This is a genomic window from Bradyrhizobium sp. Leo114 (genome assembly GCF_055229415.2).
In genome coordinates this window covers 1-16,151 of record NZ_JBUYEN020000044.1, presented here as the reverse complement: position 1 = coordinate 16,151, position 16,151 = coordinate 1, and the positions used below count along the sequence as shown (strand labels likewise).

At 64.7% G+C, this 16,151-nt stretch carries 17 protein-coding genes and 1 tRNA gene; 15 read left to right on the top strand and 3 right to left on the bottom strand.

Features of this window, described 5'->3' with window-relative positions; translation table 11 throughout:
• Positions 1-364 precede the first annotated feature (364 nt).
• The 8 genes from glyA to ACZIRK_RS35510 all read left to right on the top strand — a co-directional run bounded on the left by glyA (position 365) and on the right by ACZIRK_RS35510 (position 8,769).
• Positions 365-1,675, top strand: a complete 1,311-nt coding sequence (glyA, locus tag ACZIRK_RS35545; protein WP_474419073.1) for a serine hydroxymethyltransferase — start codon at positions 365-367, stop codon at positions 1,673-1,675.
• A gap of 12 nt (positions 1,676-1,687) precedes the next feature.
• Positions 1,688-2,170: a transcriptional regulator NrdR gene (gene nrdR, locus ACZIRK_RS35540; protein WP_028162889.1), complete on the top strand. Its 483-nt coding sequence runs from the start codon at positions 1,688-1,690 to the stop codon at positions 2,168-2,170.
• A complete protein-coding gene (ribD, locus tag ACZIRK_RS35535) occupies positions 2,167-3,318 on the top strand; it encodes a bifunctional diaminohydroxyphosphoribosylaminopyrimidine deaminase/5-amino-6-(5-phosphoribosylamino)uracil reductase RibD (RefSeq protein WP_474419072.1) in 1,152 nt (383 codons plus the stop codon). Before nrdR ends, ribD begins: the two co-directional genes overlap by 4 nt.
• Before the next feature lie 123 nt (positions 3,319-3,441).
• The gene (locus ACZIRK_RS35530) at positions 3,442-4,050 is read left to right on the top strand and encodes a riboflavin synthase (RefSeq protein WP_130231125.1); all 609 of its coding nucleotides are present in this window, start codon (positions 3,442-3,444) and stop codon (positions 4,048-4,050) included.
• Between the two features lie 172 nt (positions 4,051-4,222).
• Positions 4,223-4,714 (top strand): 6,7-dimethyl-8-ribityllumazine synthase, encoded by a 492-nt coding sequence (gene ribH, locus ACZIRK_RS35525; RefSeq protein WP_028162886.1) that lies wholly within the window; start codon positions 4,223-4,225, stop codon positions 4,712-4,714.
• A gap of 2 nt (positions 4,715-4,716) precedes the next feature.
• Positions 4,717-5,211 (top strand): transcription antitermination factor NusB, encoded by a 495-nt coding sequence (nusB, locus tag ACZIRK_RS35520; protein ID WP_028162885.1) that lies wholly within the window; start codon positions 4,717-4,719, stop codon positions 5,209-5,211.
• A 118-nt stretch (positions 5,212-5,329) separates the two neighbouring features.
• Positions 5,330-6,331, top strand: a complete 1,002-nt coding sequence (gene thiL, locus ACZIRK_RS35515; RefSeq protein WP_130231127.1) for a thiamine-phosphate kinase — start codon at positions 5,330-5,332, stop codon at positions 6,329-6,331.
• Between the two features lie 317 nt (positions 6,332-6,648).
• The gene (locus tag ACZIRK_RS35510; RefSeq protein WP_130231129.1) at positions 6,649-8,769 is read left to right on the top strand and encodes a sodium-translocating pyrophosphatase; all 2,121 of its coding nucleotides are present in this window, start codon (positions 6,649-6,651) and stop codon (positions 8,767-8,769) included.
• A 175-nt stretch (positions 8,770-8,944) separates the two neighbouring features.
• Here ACZIRK_RS35510 and ACZIRK_RS35505 read toward each other — a convergent pair whose 3' ends face one another.
• Together ACZIRK_RS35505 and ACZIRK_RS35500 are read right to left on the bottom strand one after the other, a co-directional pair.
• Positions 8,945-9,952 (bottom strand): Bug family tripartite tricarboxylate transporter substrate binding protein, encoded by a 1,008-nt coding sequence (locus tag ACZIRK_RS35505; RefSeq protein ID WP_464344729.1) that lies wholly within the window; start codon positions 9,950-9,952, stop codon positions 8,945-8,947.
• Positions 9,953-10,114: 162 nt separating this feature from the next.
• Positions 10,115-10,591, bottom strand: coding sequence for an outer membrane protein assembly factor BamE (locus ACZIRK_RS35500; protein WP_028162881.1), 477 nt, complete (start codon positions 10,589-10,591; stop codon positions 10,115-10,117).
• A 107-nt stretch (positions 10,592-10,698) separates the two neighbouring features.
• On the opposite strand from ACZIRK_RS35500, the gene ACZIRK_RS35495 reads away from it, so the two are divergent.
• From ACZIRK_RS35495 to ACZIRK_RS35470, 6 genes are all read left to right on the top strand, one after another.
• A complete protein-coding gene (locus ACZIRK_RS35495; protein WP_130231467.1) occupies positions 10,699-11,250 on the top strand; it encodes a ubiquinol-cytochrome C chaperone family protein in 552 nt (183 codons plus the stop codon).
• The gene (locus ACZIRK_RS35490; protein WP_474419071.1) at positions 11,247-11,855 is read left to right on the top strand and encodes a YceD family protein; all 609 of its coding nucleotides are present in this window, start codon (positions 11,247-11,249) and stop codon (positions 11,853-11,855) included. Before ACZIRK_RS35495 ends, ACZIRK_RS35490 begins: the two co-directional genes overlap by 4 nt.
• A 339-nt stretch (positions 11,856-12,194) precedes the next feature.
• Positions 12,195-13,256, top strand: coding sequence for a phosphate acyltransferase PlsX (plsX, locus tag ACZIRK_RS35485; protein ID WP_130231463.1), 1,062 nt, complete (start codon positions 12,195-12,197; stop codon positions 13,254-13,256).
• Entirely contained in the window at positions 13,253-14,230 is a 978-nt protein-coding gene (locus ACZIRK_RS35480; RefSeq protein WP_130231461.1) for a beta-ketoacyl-ACP synthase III, read from the top strand. Before plsX ends, ACZIRK_RS35480 begins: the two co-directional genes overlap by 4 nt.
• A gap of 132 nt (positions 14,231-14,362) precedes the next feature.
• The gene (locus ACZIRK_RS35475; RefSeq protein WP_028162876.1) at positions 14,363-14,695 is read left to right on the top strand and encodes an integration host factor subunit alpha; all 333 of its coding nucleotides are present in this window, start codon (positions 14,363-14,365) and stop codon (positions 14,693-14,695) included.
• Between the two features lie 137 nt (positions 14,696-14,832).
• Positions 14,833-15,447, top strand: coding sequence for a MerR family transcriptional regulator (locus ACZIRK_RS35470; protein ID WP_474419070.1), 615 nt, complete (start codon positions 14,833-14,835; stop codon positions 15,445-15,447).
• A gap of 30 nt (positions 15,448-15,477) precedes the next feature.
• On the opposite strand, the gene ACZIRK_RS35465 is transcribed toward ACZIRK_RS35470, so the two are convergent.
• A tRNA-Pro gene (locus ACZIRK_RS35465) sits at positions 15,478-15,555 on the bottom strand.
• Between the two features lie 256 nt (positions 15,556-15,811).
• Here ACZIRK_RS35465 and ACZIRK_RS35460 point away from each other — a divergent pair.
• Positions 15,812-16,030, top strand: a complete 219-nt coding sequence (locus ACZIRK_RS35460) for a DUF6894 family protein (RefSeq protein ID WP_130232029.1) — start codon at positions 15,812-15,814, stop codon at positions 16,028-16,030.
• Positions 16,031-16,151: the final 121 nt, after the last annotated feature.

Sequence of the window (16,151 nt, the reverse complement as noted above, 5' to 3'; positions counted from 1 at the left end):
CATCCAGCGCCGTGCTCGCGCTGGCGAGCACGCTTCCGCTTCGCCCCCGCATCGCCGCCGCACACTCCGCTGTCATCGTCCGCGGCAGCTCTTGCTGCTCGCGCACTTAGCGCCAGCGTCGGGGCGCCAGGATCTCGCGACTTCGCCGCGCCCCGGAATGACGGGGGGCGGGGCGAACGGATGAGGCCGCCTCTGGAACTGGCAAACCCCGGCAGGCCACCATATGTGGCACAAAGGCCGCACTCCTACCGCAATCGCTTGGCCGGCACCCGGCAATGTGATAACGCTGACCGACCAGCTTCGACCGCCCACAATGGACCGACCGCATCCTCTAAAGGCTTGCGGCGGTGGAGATATTTCGCCGATGACCTGTTCCTCCCCGAGCGCCAAATCCAGTTCCGCGCCTGATTCCTTCTTCAGGGCGACCCTTGCCGAGGCCGATCCCGAGATCGCGGAGGCGATCAAGGGCGAATTGGGCCGGCAGCGCCATGAGATCGAGCTGATCGCTTCCGAGAACATCGTCAGCCGTGCGGTGCTGGAGGCGCAGGGCTCGGTGATGACCAACAAATACGCCGAAGGCTATCCGGGCGCGCGCTACTATGGCGGTTGTGAATGGGTCGACGTCGCCGAGACGCTGGCGATCGAGCGCGCCAAGAAACTGTTCGGTGCGAAGTTCGCCAACGTGCAGCCGAACTCCGGCAGCCAGATGAACCAGGCGGTGTTCCTGGCGCTGCTGCAGCCCGGCGATACCTTCATGGGTCTCGACCTCGCCGCCGGCGGCCATCTCACCCACGGCTCGCCCGTCAACATGTCCGGCAAATGGTTCAAGGCCGTGCACTACACGGTGCGGCGCGAGGACCAGGTCATCGACATGGATGCGGTGGCCAAACAGGCCGAACAGGTCAAGCCGAAGCTGATCGTTGCGGGCGGCTCAGCCTATTCGCGCGCCTGGGACTTCAAGCGCTTCCGCGAGATCGCCGACAGTGTCGGCGCCTACCTCATGGTCGACATGGCGCATTTCGCAGGCCTCGTCGCCGGTGGCGTGCATGCTTCGCCGGTGCCGCACGCGCATGTCACCACCACAACGACGCACAAATCGCTGCGCGGCCCGCGCGGCGGCCTGATGCTGTGGAATGACGAGACGCTGACCAAGAAGCTCAACTCGGCGATCTTCCCGGGTCTGCAGGGTGGCCCCTTGATGCATGTGATCGCGGCCAAGGCGGTTGCGTTCGGCGAGGCGCTGCGGCCGGACTTCAAGGTCTACGCCAAGAACGTGGTCGAGAATGCCAAGGCGCTCGCCGAAACGCTGCGCGGCCATGGGCTCGACATCGTGTCCGGCGGTACCGACAACCATCTGATGCTGGTCGACCTCCGGCCCAAGGGGCTGAAGGGCAACGTCTCCGAGAAGGCGTTGGTGCGCGCCGCCATCACCTGCAACAAAAACGGCATTCCCTTCGATCCTGAGACGCCGTTCGTCACCTCGGGCCTGCGGCTCGGCACGCCGGCGACGACCACGCGCGGCTTCGGCGTCGCTGAGTTCAAGGAAGTCGGCGGCATGATCGCGGAAGTCCTGACCGCGCTGCAGCAGTCGCCGGAGGGCAAGGCGCCGCTGGTGGAAGCCGCGATCAAGGAACGCGTGAAGGCGCTGACCGACCGCTTCCCGATCTATCAATAAGGAAATCGGCAGATGCGTTGCCCGAGTTGCAACAGTCTGGATACGCAGGTCAAGGACTCGCGTCCGACTGAGGATTCGGCTGTGATCCGACGGCGGCGCGTCTGCATCACCTGCAATTTCCGCTTCACGACATTTGAGCGGGTGCAGCTTCGCGAGCTGACAGTGATCAAGCGCAACGGCCGTCGCGTTCCGTTCGACCGCGACAAGCTGGTGCGCTCGCTGCAGATCTCGCTGCGCAAGCGGCCGGTGGATTCGGAGCGGCTGGAGAAGATGGTATCGGCCATCGTGCGGGAGCTTGAGAGCGCCGGCGAGGCCGAAGTCTCATCGGAGGCGATCGGTGAGATCGTGATGGAGCATCTGCGCCAGCTCGACGATGTCGCCTATGTCCGCTTCGCCTCGGTCTACCGCAATTTCCGCGAAGCCAAGGATTTCGAGGCATTGCTCGGCGAGCTCACCAGCGAAGATGACCCGCGCATCGCGCAGTTCCGCAAATGATCTTCCGCATCCTGGAAGACAAGCTCGCCGCACAAGCAAAGCAGTCGAAAGCCGCCGATTTGCGGTTCATGCAGCTCGCGCTGACGCTCGGCCGGCGCGGGCAGGGCCGCACCTGGCCGAATCCGGCGGTCGGTGCTGTCGTGGTCAAGGATGGCGTCATTGTCGGTCGTGGCTGGACGCAAGCGGGCGGCCGGCCGCATGCCGAGCCGGAGGCGCTGCGGCGCGCGGGCGAAGCGGCGCGCGGCGCCACGCTGTATGTGACGCTCGAGCCATGCTCGCATTTCGGCCGCTCGCCGCCCTGCGCGGACGCGGTCATTGCGGCCGGCATCGCGCGCGTGGTGTCGGCGATCGAGGATCCCAATCCTGAAGTCGGCGGGCAGGGGCACGCACGGTTGCGCGCGGCGGGCATCGCTGTTGATGTCGGGCTGTGCGCGGAGGAGGCCGCGCGGGACCATGCCGGTCATTTCCGCAGTGTCCGCGACAAGCGTCCGCATGTGCTGCTCAAGCTGGCGATCTCCGCCGACGACAAGATCGGCGCTGCCGGCCACCGCCCGGTGGCGATCACGGGAGACGTGGTCCGGACGCGGGTGCATCTGCTCCGCGCGCAGAGCGATGCGATCCTGATCGGGATCGGCACCGCGCTGGCCGACGATCCGGTTCTGACCTGCCGCCTGCCGGGCATGGAGGCTCGTTCGCCGGTGCGGGTGGTGCTGGATCGCGCGCTGCGCCTGCCGGGCGACAGCCGCCTGGTGCATTCGGCGCGCGAAACGCCGTTATGGGTGGTGACCTCGGAGCTTGCCGAAGCGCCGGCTGCGATGAAGCTGGGTGCCGCCGGTGCCCAGGTGATCCGGGTCGCGGACACGGTCTCGCCGCCGGGACTCGATCTGCTCGCGGTGCTGCATGCGCTCGCCGAGAAGGGCATCACGAAAGTGATGGTCGAGGGCGGGGCGCGGGTGGCGTCATCCTTCGTTGCGGCTGACCTGGTCGACGAAGCCTGGCTGTTGCGCGCGCCAGAGGCGGTCGGCGCCGACGGCGTGCCCGCGCTGGACGCATTGCCGCTCGCCGCGATCACGCAGTCGCCCGCCTTCAAGGTTCGTGCTAGCGAAACGCTCGGAAAAGATTTTTTGACGATCTACGATCGTGCCTAGCGCTGTGTCCGCGCGTCATGCCCGGGCTTGACCCGGGCATCCACGCCTTGGCCGCTGGCGAAAGGAAGACGTGGATGGCCGGGACAAGCCCGGCCATGACGGCGGTGAACTGGGAAGGGTTTGATGTTCACGGGAATAGTCACAGATGTCGGCGAGATCACCAGCCTGACACCTACGGCGCAGGGACAGTTGCACCGGCTGCGGATCGCCTGCCGTTACGATCGCGCGACCATCGCCGATGGCGCCTCGATCGCCTGCAATGGGGTGTGCCTGACGGTGGTCGCCTCCGGCGCCGAGGGCGGCAAGACCTGGTTCGACGTCGATGCCGCCGCGGAAACGCTTGGCATGACGACGGCGAAGCACTGGGGTGTCGGAACCCGCCTCAATCTCGAGCGCGCGCTGAAGATTGGCGACGAACTCGGCGGCCATATCGTGGCGGGCCATGCCGATGGCGTCGCCACCATCGTCTCACGCGAGGATCTGCCTGATATGGCGCGGTTCGTGCTCCGGACCACGCGCGAACTGGCGCGTTTCATCGCGGTCAAAGGCTCGATCACGCTGGATGGCGTGTCGTTGACGGTGAATACGGTCGATGACGTCACGTTTTCGGTGCTGATCATCCCGCATACTCTCAACGTGACGACGATCGGCGGCTGGCGCGCCGGCGGCGAGGTCAATATCGAAGTGGACCTGATGGCCCGCTACGCGGCGCGGCTGACAGAGATGAAGTAACGGCGGCCCTTGGCACAGGCGGCGCCTGCGCCTAAAACCCGGCCAATCCCTCATGGTGAGGAGGCGCGAAGCGCCGTCTCGAACCACGAGGCCCGGCTACATTCTCATCCTTCGAGACGCGGCCAAGTGGCCGCTTCTCAGGATGAGGGCACCGATCGAAACGGAAACAGTAATGGCAGACGCACGGCGTGCACCGCTGAAGGACCAGACCGACATTTCCGGCGCGCGTGCGCTGATCGTCGAGGCGCGGTTCTATGACGATATTCAGGACTCGCTTCTGGAAGGCGCGGTCGCCGAATTGAAGGCCGCCGGCGTCGGCTACGACGTCATCACGGTGCCCGGCGCGCTGGAAATTCCAGCGGCGATCGCGATCGCAATCGATGCCGCCGAAAAGAACGGCAAGCCCTATGACGCGGCGGTCGCGCTCGGCTGCGTGGTGCGCGGCGAGACCATCCATTTCGAGATCGTGTCGATGGAGTCATCGCGCGGGCTGATGGACCTCGCCGTGAACAGGAGGTTTCCGCTCGGCAACGGCATCATTACCGTCAACACCGAGGAACAGGCCTGGGCACGGGCGCGCGCCAATGACTTGAACAAAGGCGGCGACGCCGCGCGCGCGGCGCTCGCGATGCTGCGCATCAAACGCCGGCTGGCGAAGGGTTGACCATGGCGGAAGACAGGAAGCCCGTAAGACCAGCGGACAGGAAGGCCAATCGGCGCGGCGCCGCACGGCTCGCCGCCGTGCAGGCGCTCTACCAGATGGACATCGCCGGCGCCGGGCTGGACGACGTGTTCGCGGAGTTTGAGAGCCACTGGCTCGGCAACGAGGTCGAAGGCGAGACGTATCTGCCGGCGGAAGCGGCGTTTTTCCGTGACGTGGTATCAGGGGTGGTACGCGACCAGGCCAGGCTCGATCCGCTGATCGACGAGGCGCTGTCGAAGGGGTGGCCGCTGAAGCGCATCGATGCGATCCTGCGCGCGGTGCTGCGGGCAGGCTCCTATGAACTGGAGCATCGCAAGGACGTGCCGGGCCGCGTGGTGGTCTCCGAATATGTCGACGTCGCGCATGCGTTTGTGGAGAAGGACGAGACCGGAATGGTGAACGCGGTGCTCGACCAGATCGCCCGGCAGTTCCGGGCCGACGAGTTCGTGCGTGGGTAGCTCTCCGTCATTGCGAGCGAAGCGAAGCAATCCATAGCTTCCGCGGGGGAGACATGGATTGCTTCGTCGCTACGCTCCTCGCAATGACGTCGCGGTTTGAGGAGATGGTCCGGGAAGCATGACGAACCGCGGAGAAACGGCATCCGGCGAGGACTCCCTTATCGCGCGCTACTTCAAGCCGCTCGCGAAGGACCCGGGCGCTTTCAATCTCGATGACGATGCGGCGGCGTTGCGGGCAGGGGGCGACGATATCGTCGTCACCACCGATGCAATCGTCGAGGGCGTGCATTTCCTCCCCGGCGATCCGCCGGCGACGCTGGCGCGTAAGGCGCTGCGGGTCAATCTCTCTGATCTCGCCGCCAAGGGGGCTACACCCGCCGGCTTCGTGCTGACGCTGGCGCTGCGTAGCGCCGACGATGCCTGGCTGAAACCGTTCGCGCAGGCGCTCGGCGAGGATGCTGCGCAGTTCGGCTGTCCGCTGCTCGGCGGCGACACGGTGTCCACGCCCGGGCCGGTGATGATCTCGGTCACGGCGTTCGGGCGCGTGCCGCAGGGCAAGATGATCCACCGTAGAGGCGCGCGGGCAGGGGACCGCGTCGTGGTTACCGGCACAATCGGCGATGCCGCGCTTGGCCTCAACCTGCTGAAGGCCGGGTCTGTTGCCTCGCTACTTGCGAGCGACGAAGCCTCCCGCGAGATGCTGACCGGCCGCTACCGCGTGCCGCAGCCGCGCAATGCGCTCGCCAAGGCGGTGCGCGATTACGCCAGCGCCGCGATGGATGTGTCCGACGGGCTCGCCGGTGATCTCGCAAAGCTCTGTGCGGCTTCCGCCGTCTCGGCCGTGATCGACGTCCAGAGCATCCCACTCTCGTCGCCGGCCGCTGCGCTGGTTGCGGGCAAGGCCGTCGGTATCGAGGCCCTGATCTCGGGCGGCGATGACTACGAGATCCTCTGCACGATCCCCGGGGATCGCATGGCGGCCTTCGTGCAAGAGGCCAAGCGCACAGGCGTTGCCGTGACCGCGATCGGCGGTATCATCGCAGGCTCCGCACCCCCCAGCTTCCTAGATTCGCAGGGCCGGGAGCTGGCCTTGAAGCGGCTGTCCTACAGCCATTTCTAGAGCTTCGGTTCTGATTGCATCAGAACCGAAGCTCTCGATTCTCGTATTGACGCGTTTTCTTCACGCGAGCCGGGGTCCGCCTCGCTTGAAAACGCTTTGGAATAGGCCGAGAAAGCCGCCCCTCAGACTAATTAGCTGCCCAAATCGTCCCGTTTTGATTGCCGGCGGCGTTGCGCTGCGAAAGCGATTTTGGCAAGGTTCGCGACCGATTGTGGCCATCCTTGAGGGCAGGGGTGGACCGCTCAATAAGCGCCCGCCGCATCCCGCGGAAAAAACAAGGGCGTGGGGATACATCAAGGATCTGAGGCAGAATTCAAATGACAGCATTATGGTTGATCGTGCTCTGCGGGGTACTTTCCATTGTCTACGCGATTTGGGCGACCAATTCGGTCCTGAACGCTGACGCGGGCAGCCCGCGCATGCAGGAGATTGCCGCGGCGGTGCGCGAAGGCGCACAGGCGTATCTGCGGCGCCAATACACCACGATCGGCATCGTCGGCGTCTTGATCTTCATTCTGCTGGCTTACTTCCTTGGGCTCCTGGTCGCGATCGGCTTTGCGATCGGCGCGATCCTGTCGGGGGCGGCCGGCTTCATCGGCATGAACGTCTCGGTCCGCGCCAACGTCCGCACCGCGCAGGCGGCGACCAAGTCGCTGGCGGGCGGCCTGGAGCTTGCCTTCAAGGCGGGCGCGATCACCGGGCTCCTGGTCGCGGGCCTGGCGCTGCTCGGCGTCACCATTTATTTCGCCTACCTGACCAAGGTCGCAGGGTTCGCGGCGGACAGCCGCACTGTGATCGACGCCATGGTGGCGCTCGGCTTCGGCGCTTCGCTGATCTCGATCTTCGCCCGTCTCGGCGGCGGCATCTTCACCAAGGGCGCCGACGTCGGCGGCGACCTCGTCGGCAAGGTCGAGGCCGGCATCCCCGAGGACGATCCGCGCAACCCGGCGACTATCGCGGACAATGTCGGCGACAATGTCGGCGACTGCGCCGGCATGGCCGCCGACCTGTTCGAGACCTATGCAGTGACCGCGGTCGCCACCATGGTGCTGGCGGCGATCTTCTTCGCGAAGTCGCCGATCCTGGTGAGCATGATGACGCTGCCGCTCGCGATTGGCGGCATCTGCATCATCACCTCGATCATCGGCACTTTCTTCGTCAAGCTCGGCAGCAGCCAGTCGATCATGGGCGCGCTCTACAAGGGCCTGATCGCGACCGGCATCCTGTCGCTGATCGGCATCGCCGGCGTGATCTACGCCCTGATCGGCTTCGACAAGCTGCCGGGCGTGGACTATTCCGGCATGGCGCTGTTCCAATGCGGCGTCGTCGGCCTCATCGTCACCGCGCTGATCATCTGGATCACCGAATACTATACCGGCACCGACTATCGCCCGGTGAAGTCCATCGCCTCGGCCTCGGTGACCGGCCATGGCACCAACGTGATCCAGGGATTGGCGATCTCGATGGAGGCGACCGCGCTGCCCGCGATGGTCATCATCGCCGGCATCCTCGTCACCTACAGCCTGGCCGGCCTGTTCGGGATCGCGATCGCGACTGCGACCATGCTGGCGCTCGCCGGCATGATCGTCGCGCTCGATGCCTTCGGTCCGGTCACCGACAACGCCGGCGGCATCGCCGAGATGGCGGGGCTGCCGAAGGAGGTGCGCAAATCGACCGATGCGCTCGACGCGGTCGGCAACACCACCAAGGCCGTGACCAAGGGCTATGCGATCGGCTCCGCCGGTCTCGGCGCGCTGGTGCTGTTTGCGGCCTATAACCAGGACCTCAAATTCTTCATCAGCGACTCCGCCAACCACGCCTATTTCAAGGGCGTCAATCCCGACTTCTCCCTCAACAACCCCTATGTGGTGGTGGGCCTGTTGTTCGGCGGCCTCTTGCCGTATCTGTTCGGGGCGATGGGCATGACCGCGGTCGGCCGCGCGGCCGGCGCGATCGTCGAAGAAGTGCGGCGCCAGTTCCGCGAGAAGCCCGGCATCATGCAGGGCACCGACAAGCCGGACTACGGCAAGGCGGTTGACCTCCTGACCAAGGCGGCGATCAAGGAGATGATCATCCCGTCGCTGCTGCCGGTGCTGTCGCCGATCGTGGTCTACTTCCTGATCTACGTGATCGCGGGCGGCGGTGCGGCCGGCAAGTCGGCGGCGTTCTCGGCCGTCGGCGCGATGCTGCTCGGCGTCATCGTCACAGGGCTGTTCGTCGCGATCTCGATGACCTCAGGCGGTGGCGCATGGGACAACGCCAAGAAGTACATCGAGGACGGCCACTACGGCGGCAAGGGCTCCGATGCCCACAAGTCCGCAGTGACCGGCGACACCGTCGGCGATCCCTACAAGGATACGGCCGGCCCGGCGGTCAACCCGATGATCAAGATCACCAACATCGTGGCGCTGCTGCTGCTAGCGATCCTGGCACATTGACGGGTGTCCGAACGAAGAACGCAAAACCCCGCGGCCGAGCCGCGGGGTTTTTGTTTGGACATACGTGCGTGTCTCTCAACTCGTCATTGCGAGCGTAGCGAAGCAATCCATCTCGCCACGAGTGGAGAGGTGGATTGCTTCGTCGCTGACGCTCCTCGCAATGACGGAGCGCCCGTCACTTCACCTCCATCTGCAGGCCTTCCTTCTCGATGATGGCCGCGAACTTCCTGGTTTCGGCGTCGACGAAATCGGTGAACTGCTGCGGCGTGCCGTGGTCGGGGCGGGCGCCCATGCCGGCGATGTTCTTCCTGACGTCGTCGCGCTCCAGCATCGCCTTTATCTGGCGGTTGAGCTCGTCCACGATCGGCGCGGGTGTGGCCTTGGGCAGGAAGACGCCGAACCAGGAGGAGACTTCGAACTTCGCAAGCTCCGGCGCGCTCTCGCGCATGGTCGGCAGTTTCGGCGCGGCGTCGCTGCGCTCGGCGGTGGTGACGCAGAGCCCGTTGAGCTTGCCGTCCAGCACCTGCGGCAGCGACGGATAGAGGTTGTCGAACAGGATCTGGATGTCGCCGGCAAGCCCCGCCTGCAGCGCGGGACCGGCGCCGCGGAACGGCACATGCGTCATCTTGAGCCCCGTGAGCTGCAGGAACCAGGCGCCGGTCAGATGCGGGCTCTGGCCGGTCCCGGACGAGCCGTAGGTCAGCTTGTCCGGATTGGCCTTCAGATAGGCGATCAACTCGGGGATCGACTTGATGCCGGTCGAGGGATGGGCCGAGACGATGTTCGGGATCCGGATCATGTTGGAGACCGGCTGCAACTGATCCTTCTGGTAGGTGAGGTTCTTGAAGATCGAATAGGCGATCGCATTCGGCCCGGGATTGCCGATCAGGATGGTGTGGCCGTCGCCCTTGTTGCGGGCGACTTCGGCGGTGCCGATGGTGCCGCCGGCGCCTGAGCGGTTCTCCACAATCGCCGACTGTCCCCAGGCGGTCTGCAGATGCGCCGCGAGCAGGCGGCCCATCACGTCGGTGGAGCCGCCGGCGGCGGCCGGCACGATCAGGCGGACGGTCTCGGTCGGCCGCCAGTCGCCGGCGCCTAAGCTCGCGCGCGGCAGGATGGCGGCGGCCGAGACGGCGGCGGTGCCCGTCAGCAGGCGGCGGCGGGAAAGCAAGGTTCGGCTCACGTGTTCACTCCCTGATTTGATCTTGTTTTCAGGGAGCGTAGGGGACCGCGAGGCGGTCCGGCAAGCGAGGAGTTAGGCGGCGACTTGGCGCAGCCGCGGATTCTTGTTCTGACGCGTTTTCTTCACGCGAACCGGTATCCACTTCGCTCGAAAACGCTTTGGTTAGTTAAAGCTGAGCAGCTTGAACAGCGGCGTCAGGTAGCTGAGCTCCTGGCCCGAAGTCGGCGTGGTGCGGCTGACGAAGTCGAAGATCTTGCCGTCCTGCAGGCCGTAATTGGCGATGCGGCGGACGGTGCGGTTCTTGTCGAAATAAACCGCGATCACGCGCTGGTCGACCACCCGCTGGTTCATGAAGGCGACCGGACGCTCGGTGCGCTGGGAGATGTAGTAGAACACCTCGCCGTCCAGTGTGGCCACCGTCGACGGAGTGCCCATCACGATCAGCACTTGGTCCTGGCTGGCGCCGATCGGGATTTGCTCCAGCGCGCCCTGCGGCAGGATGTAGCCCTTCTGGAATTGTTCGCCGGTGCAGGCGGCAAGCAGCGCGCAGACCAGGCCGATGGCCGCCGCGGCGCGGCAGCGTGCTAGTACGCCGCGTGAGAAGGACACGCGTGGGCTGGTCTTGTTGGCTTCGGTCATTGGCGGAACTGATCCGTCCCCTTGCGTCGCGCGAGGCGTTGACGTACCGGGCACGGCTGAGGATTGCAACAGAGGCGGGCCTTTTGGGCCCGTGGGCGGAACCCACAATGCTTTGGCCGTTCAATCAATTCAAGAAACCCCGGCTACTCCCGAGCGGCACCATTGAGACCATCTATGGCATGATCGTGACGCAGGCGCGAGAACCGGTGTTTTACCGACAGTTCGCCGTCGCGGACACGGTTAACGGCCGATTCGACCTGCTCTTGCTGCATTTGTGGCTGGTGCTGCGGCGCCTCCGGGCCGTGGAGGGCGAATCGGGTCTGTCGCAGGCGCTGTTCGACCGCTTCTGCGAGGATATGGACGACAATTTACGCGAAATGGGGGTCGGCGACCTCACGGTGCCGAAGCGGATGAAGGCTTTCGGCGAAGCCTTCTACGGTCGTTCCGTGGCCTACGACCTCGCGCTCACCGATGGCCATGAGGCGCTGGCAAACGCATTCTGCAAGAATATCTTTGATGGCAAGGACATCGAGAAGGCGCGGCGGCTTGCGACCTATGCCGAGCGGGTAGCGTCCGTGCTGGACCGGCTCGACGCAACGGCGCTGTCGGGCGGATCGTGGAAGTTTCCAGTGCCGGAGCAGGTGGGCACGGCTCAATGAAAGATACCGAGACAGAGAGGCCTCATCCTCCGCGCGACCCTTGGCGCGTGCTGGTCGCGGTGGCGCAGGTGCCGGAAACCGGCCTGCATCGCGACCTCGAGGCCGATCCGCGCCAGCGTCAGGCATTGGCCGATATCGCGGGGCTGCGCGAGGTGCTTTCGGCTGAGGCGTCATTCGACATTACGCCGAAGAGCGGCGGCCGCGTTCACGTCGTGGGCTCGGTGCGCGGCCGGGTCGGGCAGACCTGCGTGGTGACGCTCGAGGAGATCGAGAACGACATCGACGAGGAGATCGACCTCATCTTCGCCCCGCCGGAGCAGATTCCGCAGATGGCCGCGCTGGCCGAGGAGGCCGAACGCAGTGAAGCTGAGATACCCGACCCGCCGGAGCCGATCGAGAACGGCATGATCGATCTGGGCCGGCTTGCGACCGACGCGCTGTTCCTCGCGATCGACCCCTATCCGCGCAAGGCGGATGCCGTGTTCGAGCCGGTGGTCGAGGCTGCCGACCCCGAGGACCACCCGTTTGCCGCCCTGAAAGCGCTGCAGGCCGCGCCGAAAACGCCCGGTGGAAACAAGCCGAAAGGGAAATCCAACGGGAAATAGGCTCCGGTTAAAGTGGATTATGAGGGCGAACCTTCGCGCGAAATCGATCCGTTGCATTCTCATAAATCTGAGATAAGATATTGAATAAGTTGAGATATCCTGCGTCGATGCCTCCGCGTTCCCGCAGCCCTGAGCCAACCGGTAAAGCATGGTGAAGAGGTTGTGTCAGAATGGGGAGAGGTTATTGTCGCGGCCCGGCCGGGCGCGCCGTTGCCTTCGGCCGTACATCGCTTGCGCGACAGACATCGCTGACCGCGATAGACATCGCTGATGGCGGTGGCTTTCAAACGGGTGGCCGGTCCGCTTCAAGGCCGCCGAGAGCAGGTTTCCGGGACGTTCATGCCTAAAAAGGTTCGAATCGCGCTTGACGCCATGGGTGGCGATGACGGCGCATCGGTCGTCGTCCCTGGCGCCGCCATCTCGTTGAGCCGGCATCCTGACACCGAATTCTTGCTGTTTGGCGACAGCAAGCTGATCGAGCCGGAATTGGCAGCGCATCCCGCCCTGAAGGCGGCCTCGCGTGTGATCCACACCGACGTTGCGATCAGCAACGACGAGAAGCCGAGTCAGGCGCTCAGGCGCGGCCGCAAGACCTCCTCGATGTGGCTTGCGATCGACGCGGTGAAGCACGGTGAGGCCGATGTCGCGGTGTCAGCCGGCAACACCGGCGCGCTGATGGCGATGGCGCGGTTCAACCTGCGCATGTTGCCCGGAATCGAGCGCCCGGCGATCGCGGGGCTGTGGCCGACCGTGCGTGGCGACACCATCGTGCTCGACCTCGGGGCGAGCATCGGCGGCGACGCACAGCACTTGGTGGCGCTGGCACTGATGGGCGGCGCGATGGCCAGCGTCCGATTCAACGTGGAGCGGCCGACCGTAGGGCTGCTCAATATCGGCCGCGAAGAGATGAAGGGACATGAGGAGATCCGCGAGGCGGCCGAGCTGTTGCGGGCAATGAACCTGCCGCAACTGAATTATATCGGCTTCGTAGAGAGCGACGGCATCGGCAAGGGTATCGCCGATGTGGTCGTCACGGAGGGATATGCCGGCAACATCGCGCTGAAGGCGGCCGAGGGCACCGCGCGGCAGATGGTGGATTTCCTGCGCAACGCCCTGTCCCAGACTTGGCCAAGGCGCATCGGCTATCTCCTGGCCCGCGGCGCCTTCCGGGCGCTCCGGGACAAGATGGACCCCAACAAGTCCAATGGCGGGGTGCTGCTCGGCCTGAAGGGCCTGGTGGTGAAAAGTCACGGTGGGATCAACTCCGAAGGCTTTGCCTATGCGGTCGATGTTGGCTATGAGATGGCCCACTACGATCTCCTCACCAAGATCAATCAGATGCTCAACCGCGACGGAAGCGCGCTGGCCTCAGCGCAGACCGCGCAGGAGGCTGTCTCGTGACTGCGATACGATCGGTCGTGCTCGGCTGCGGCTCTTATTTGCCGGAGCGGGTCTTGACCAATGCCGAGCTGGCGACCCGCGTCGATACGTCTGACGAATGGATCGTGCAGCGCACCGGCATTCGGGAGCGGCACATCGCGGCCGAGGGGGAGTTCACCTCCCATCTCGGCATTAATGCCGCGCGCGCGGCATTGGCGAACGCCGGCCTCGATGCGCAGGATATCGACCTGATCGTGCTCGCGACCTCGACGCCGGACAACACGTTTCCAGCGACCGCAGTCGCGGTGCAGAACGGGCTCGGCATCACCCATGGAGCGGCCTTCGATCTGCAGGCGGTCTGCTCCGGCTTTGTCTTCGCGCTGGCGACCGCCGACAATTTCCTGCGCACCGGCGCCTACAAGCGGGCGCTGGTGATCGGCGCCGAGACCTTTTCGCGCATCCTCGACTGGAACGACCGCGGCACTTGCGTGCTGTTCGGCGACGGGGCCGGCGCGGTGGTGCTGGAAGCGCAGGAGCAGCCGGGCAAATCGTCCGACCGCGGCGTACTGACCACGCATCTGCGCTCCGACGGCCGCCACAAGGCGAAGCTGTTCGTCGACGGCGGCCCGGGATCGACCCGGACGGTCGGCCACCTGCGAATGGAAGGCCGCGAAGTGTTCAAGCACGCGGTCGGCATGATCACCGACGTGATCGTCGACGCCTTCAACGCCACCGGCACCAGCGCGGAGGACATCGACTGGTTTATCCCGCATCAGGCCAACAAGCGGATCATCGATGCTTCGGCGCACAAGCTCCATATTGCGCCGCAGAAGGTGGTGCTGACGGTCGATCGCCACGGCAACACTTCGGCGGCATCGATTCCCCTGGCGCTATCAGTTGCGGTGCAGGATGGACGCGTGAAGAAGGGCGATCTCGTGCTGTTCGAAGCGATGGGCGGCGGCTTCACCTGGGGCTCGGCGCTCGTCCGCTGGTGAAGCGTGCAATCAGAAAAGACACATCCCTGACGATTTTGGCAGGCTGCTGCATTATAGCCACTGTTGACCATCGCCTGCTAACCCTCTAATTTCAGGGGATAAATTTTGTTCGCCGAGAGTGCGGGGCAGGCGATGACCGGAACCGGTAAAACAGTCACACGAGTCGATTTGTGCGAGGCGGTCTACCAGAAGGTGGGATTGTCTCGCACGGAATCCTCGGCGTTTGTCGAACTCGTCTTGAAGGAAATCACCGATTGCCTGGAAAAGGGCGAAACGGTGAAGCTGTCGTCCTTCGGCTCCTTCATGGTGCGCAAGAAGGGCCAGCGCATCGGACGTAATCCGAAGACCGGCACCGAAGTGCCGATCTCGCCGCGGCGGGTGATGGTATTCAAGCCGTCGGCGATCCTGAAGCAGCGGATCAACGGCCACAACGGGTCGACCAACGGCGAAGGCAAGAGCGGATAATTCCTTCTTGGACGTGATGGCGTTTCTTCGAATCGTCATCCCGCGCTATCGTTGTTTGAGCGTGATCTCCGCGCTGGCGCATGGCGTTGTCGCGAGCGCGTTTGTGCGGATCATGCTCTAGGAGAAGGAGCGGGCATTTGGAAAAGGCGCCCGATGCATTCCGTACCATCAGCGAGGTAGCCGACGAGCTCGACATCCCCCAGCACGTGTTGCGTTTCTGGGAGACGCGGTTCGCGCAGATCAAGCCGATGAAGCGTAGCGGCGGCCGCCGCTACTATCGCCCCGACGATGTCGACCTGCTCAAGGGCATCCGCCGCCTACTGTATGGCGAAGGCTATACGATCCGCGGCGTGCAGCGGATCCTGAAGGAGCACGGCATCAAGTCGGTCCAGGCGATCTCCGACCAGAGCGCGGCAATCTCCTTCGGCGCCGTCGAGGAGGCGATCGGCCAGAGCCTGCGGGAATCCCACGAGGAGGAGGAGACCGCCGGCCACGATAACGATGCCGAGGATGAGGAATTTGATGACGGCAACGCCATCGAGATCGATTACCGCTTCGTCGACCCCGACGAGGACGGCATCCTCGCCCCGTTCAAGGGCCGGCAAGCGCCAGCCGCCCAGCCCACGCCGGCAGCCGCACCCGCCCGCGGCATCCCCGCCGCCGACCGCGAACGCCTGCAGCGCGCGCTCCAGGACCTGATTGGTTGCCGGGAGATGCTGGATTCGGCGATGAAGGACGGCGAAGGCCGGTAAATCGCCCCCAGAGCATAACTATTGAAAGTTTGGTCGGAGCGAAAGGATTTGAACCTTCGACCCCTAGTCTCCCAGACTAGTGCGCTAACCGGGCTGCGCCACGCTCCGATGCCGTTCCATTAGCTGCGATCAGGGCTTCGCGCAAGGCGCGATCGGATTGAACTCGCCAAGTCCAGTCCTGCGCCCGCGATACGCCCTCAATCTTAGCCGCGAGCGCCAGCTTTTGGAACGCTACCGCAAAAACCGACCCGACGAAGCCGGTCAGCCCAGATTGAGGCAGATCAAGCTGAAGTTCCCGTCGGCGCCATAGCGTGGAGGAGCCTTTCGCCACCCGCCTGCGCCACCAGATCAGAGGCAAACGAACGTGCAGACCTTCTATTTCGACCGGAAAGACGGTGTTCCGATCCGCGACCGGATCGGAAAGCAGTTTTCATCGGATGCCGAAGCTATCGAATACAGCAAGATCCTCGCCGCACATTTCCGCAAAGAGGCTCCCACCGAACCGGACCTTGCGATCGTGGTCGTCAGCGAGTCAGGGCGCGAGATCCATCGCGAGCCGGTGCATCCGGCGGGGGCCTCCTAGCATTACAGTTGTTTTTTTAGTGGGTTTCTGAATCCATGGGCAACCATGATTCGAAGATCGTGGACGCAGGCAGCGTCGATTGAGGAGACGCTTGCGTTGTGGGCGGCGTCGCTTCGGGAGA

What these genes read in the sequence shown, in the direction of transcription:
- ACZIRK_RS35495 (WP_130231467.1), top strand. Translation starts at nt 10,699, where the DNA reads ATGCTTTGGCCGTTCAATCAATTCAAGAAACCCCGGCTACTCCCGAGC.
- ACZIRK_RS35510 (WP_130231129.1), top strand. Translation starts at nt 6,649, where the DNA reads ATGACAGCATTATGGTTGATCGTGCTCTGCGGGGTACTTTCCATTGTC.
- ribH (WP_028162886.1), top strand. Translation starts at nt 4,223, where the DNA reads ATGGCAGACGCACGGCGTGCACCGCTGAAGGACCAGACCGACATTTCC.
- ACZIRK_RS35530 (WP_130231125.1), top strand. Translation starts at nt 3,442, where the DNA reads ATGTTCACGGGAATAGTCACAGATGTCGGCGAGATCACCAGCCTGACA.
- ACZIRK_RS35490 (WP_474419071.1), top strand. Translation starts at nt 11,247, where the DNA reads ATGAAAGATACCGAGACAGAGAGGCCTCATCCTCCGCGCGACCCTTGG.
- thiL (WP_130231127.1), top strand. Translation starts at nt 5,330, where the DNA reads ATGACGAACCGCGGAGAAACGGCATCCGGCGAGGACTCCCTTATCGCG.
- ACZIRK_RS35500 (WP_028162881.1), bottom strand. Translation starts at nt 10,591, where the DNA reads ATGACCGAAGCCAACAAGACCAGCCCACGCGTGTCCTTCTCACGCGGC.
- plsX (WP_130231463.1), top strand. Translation starts at nt 12,195, where the DNA reads ATGCCTAAAAAGGTTCGAATCGCGCTTGACGCCATGGGTGGCGATGAC.
- ACZIRK_RS35475 (WP_028162876.1), top strand. Translation starts at nt 14,363, where the DNA reads ATGACCGGAACCGGTAAAACAGTCACACGAGTCGATTTGTGCGAGGCG.
- nrdR (WP_028162889.1), top strand. Translation starts at nt 1,688, where the DNA reads ATGCGTTGCCCGAGTTGCAACAGTCTGGATACGCAGGTCAAGGACTCG.
- glyA (WP_474419073.1), top strand. Translation starts at nt 365, where the DNA reads ATGACCTGTTCCTCCCCGAGCGCCAAATCCAGTTCCGCGCCTGATTCC.
- nusB (WP_028162885.1), top strand. Translation starts at nt 4,717, where the DNA reads ATGGCGGAAGACAGGAAGCCCGTAAGACCAGCGGACAGGAAGGCCAAT.
- ribD (WP_474419072.1), top strand. Translation starts at nt 2,167, where the DNA reads ATGATCTTCCGCATCCTGGAAGACAAGCTCGCCGCACAAGCAAAGCAG.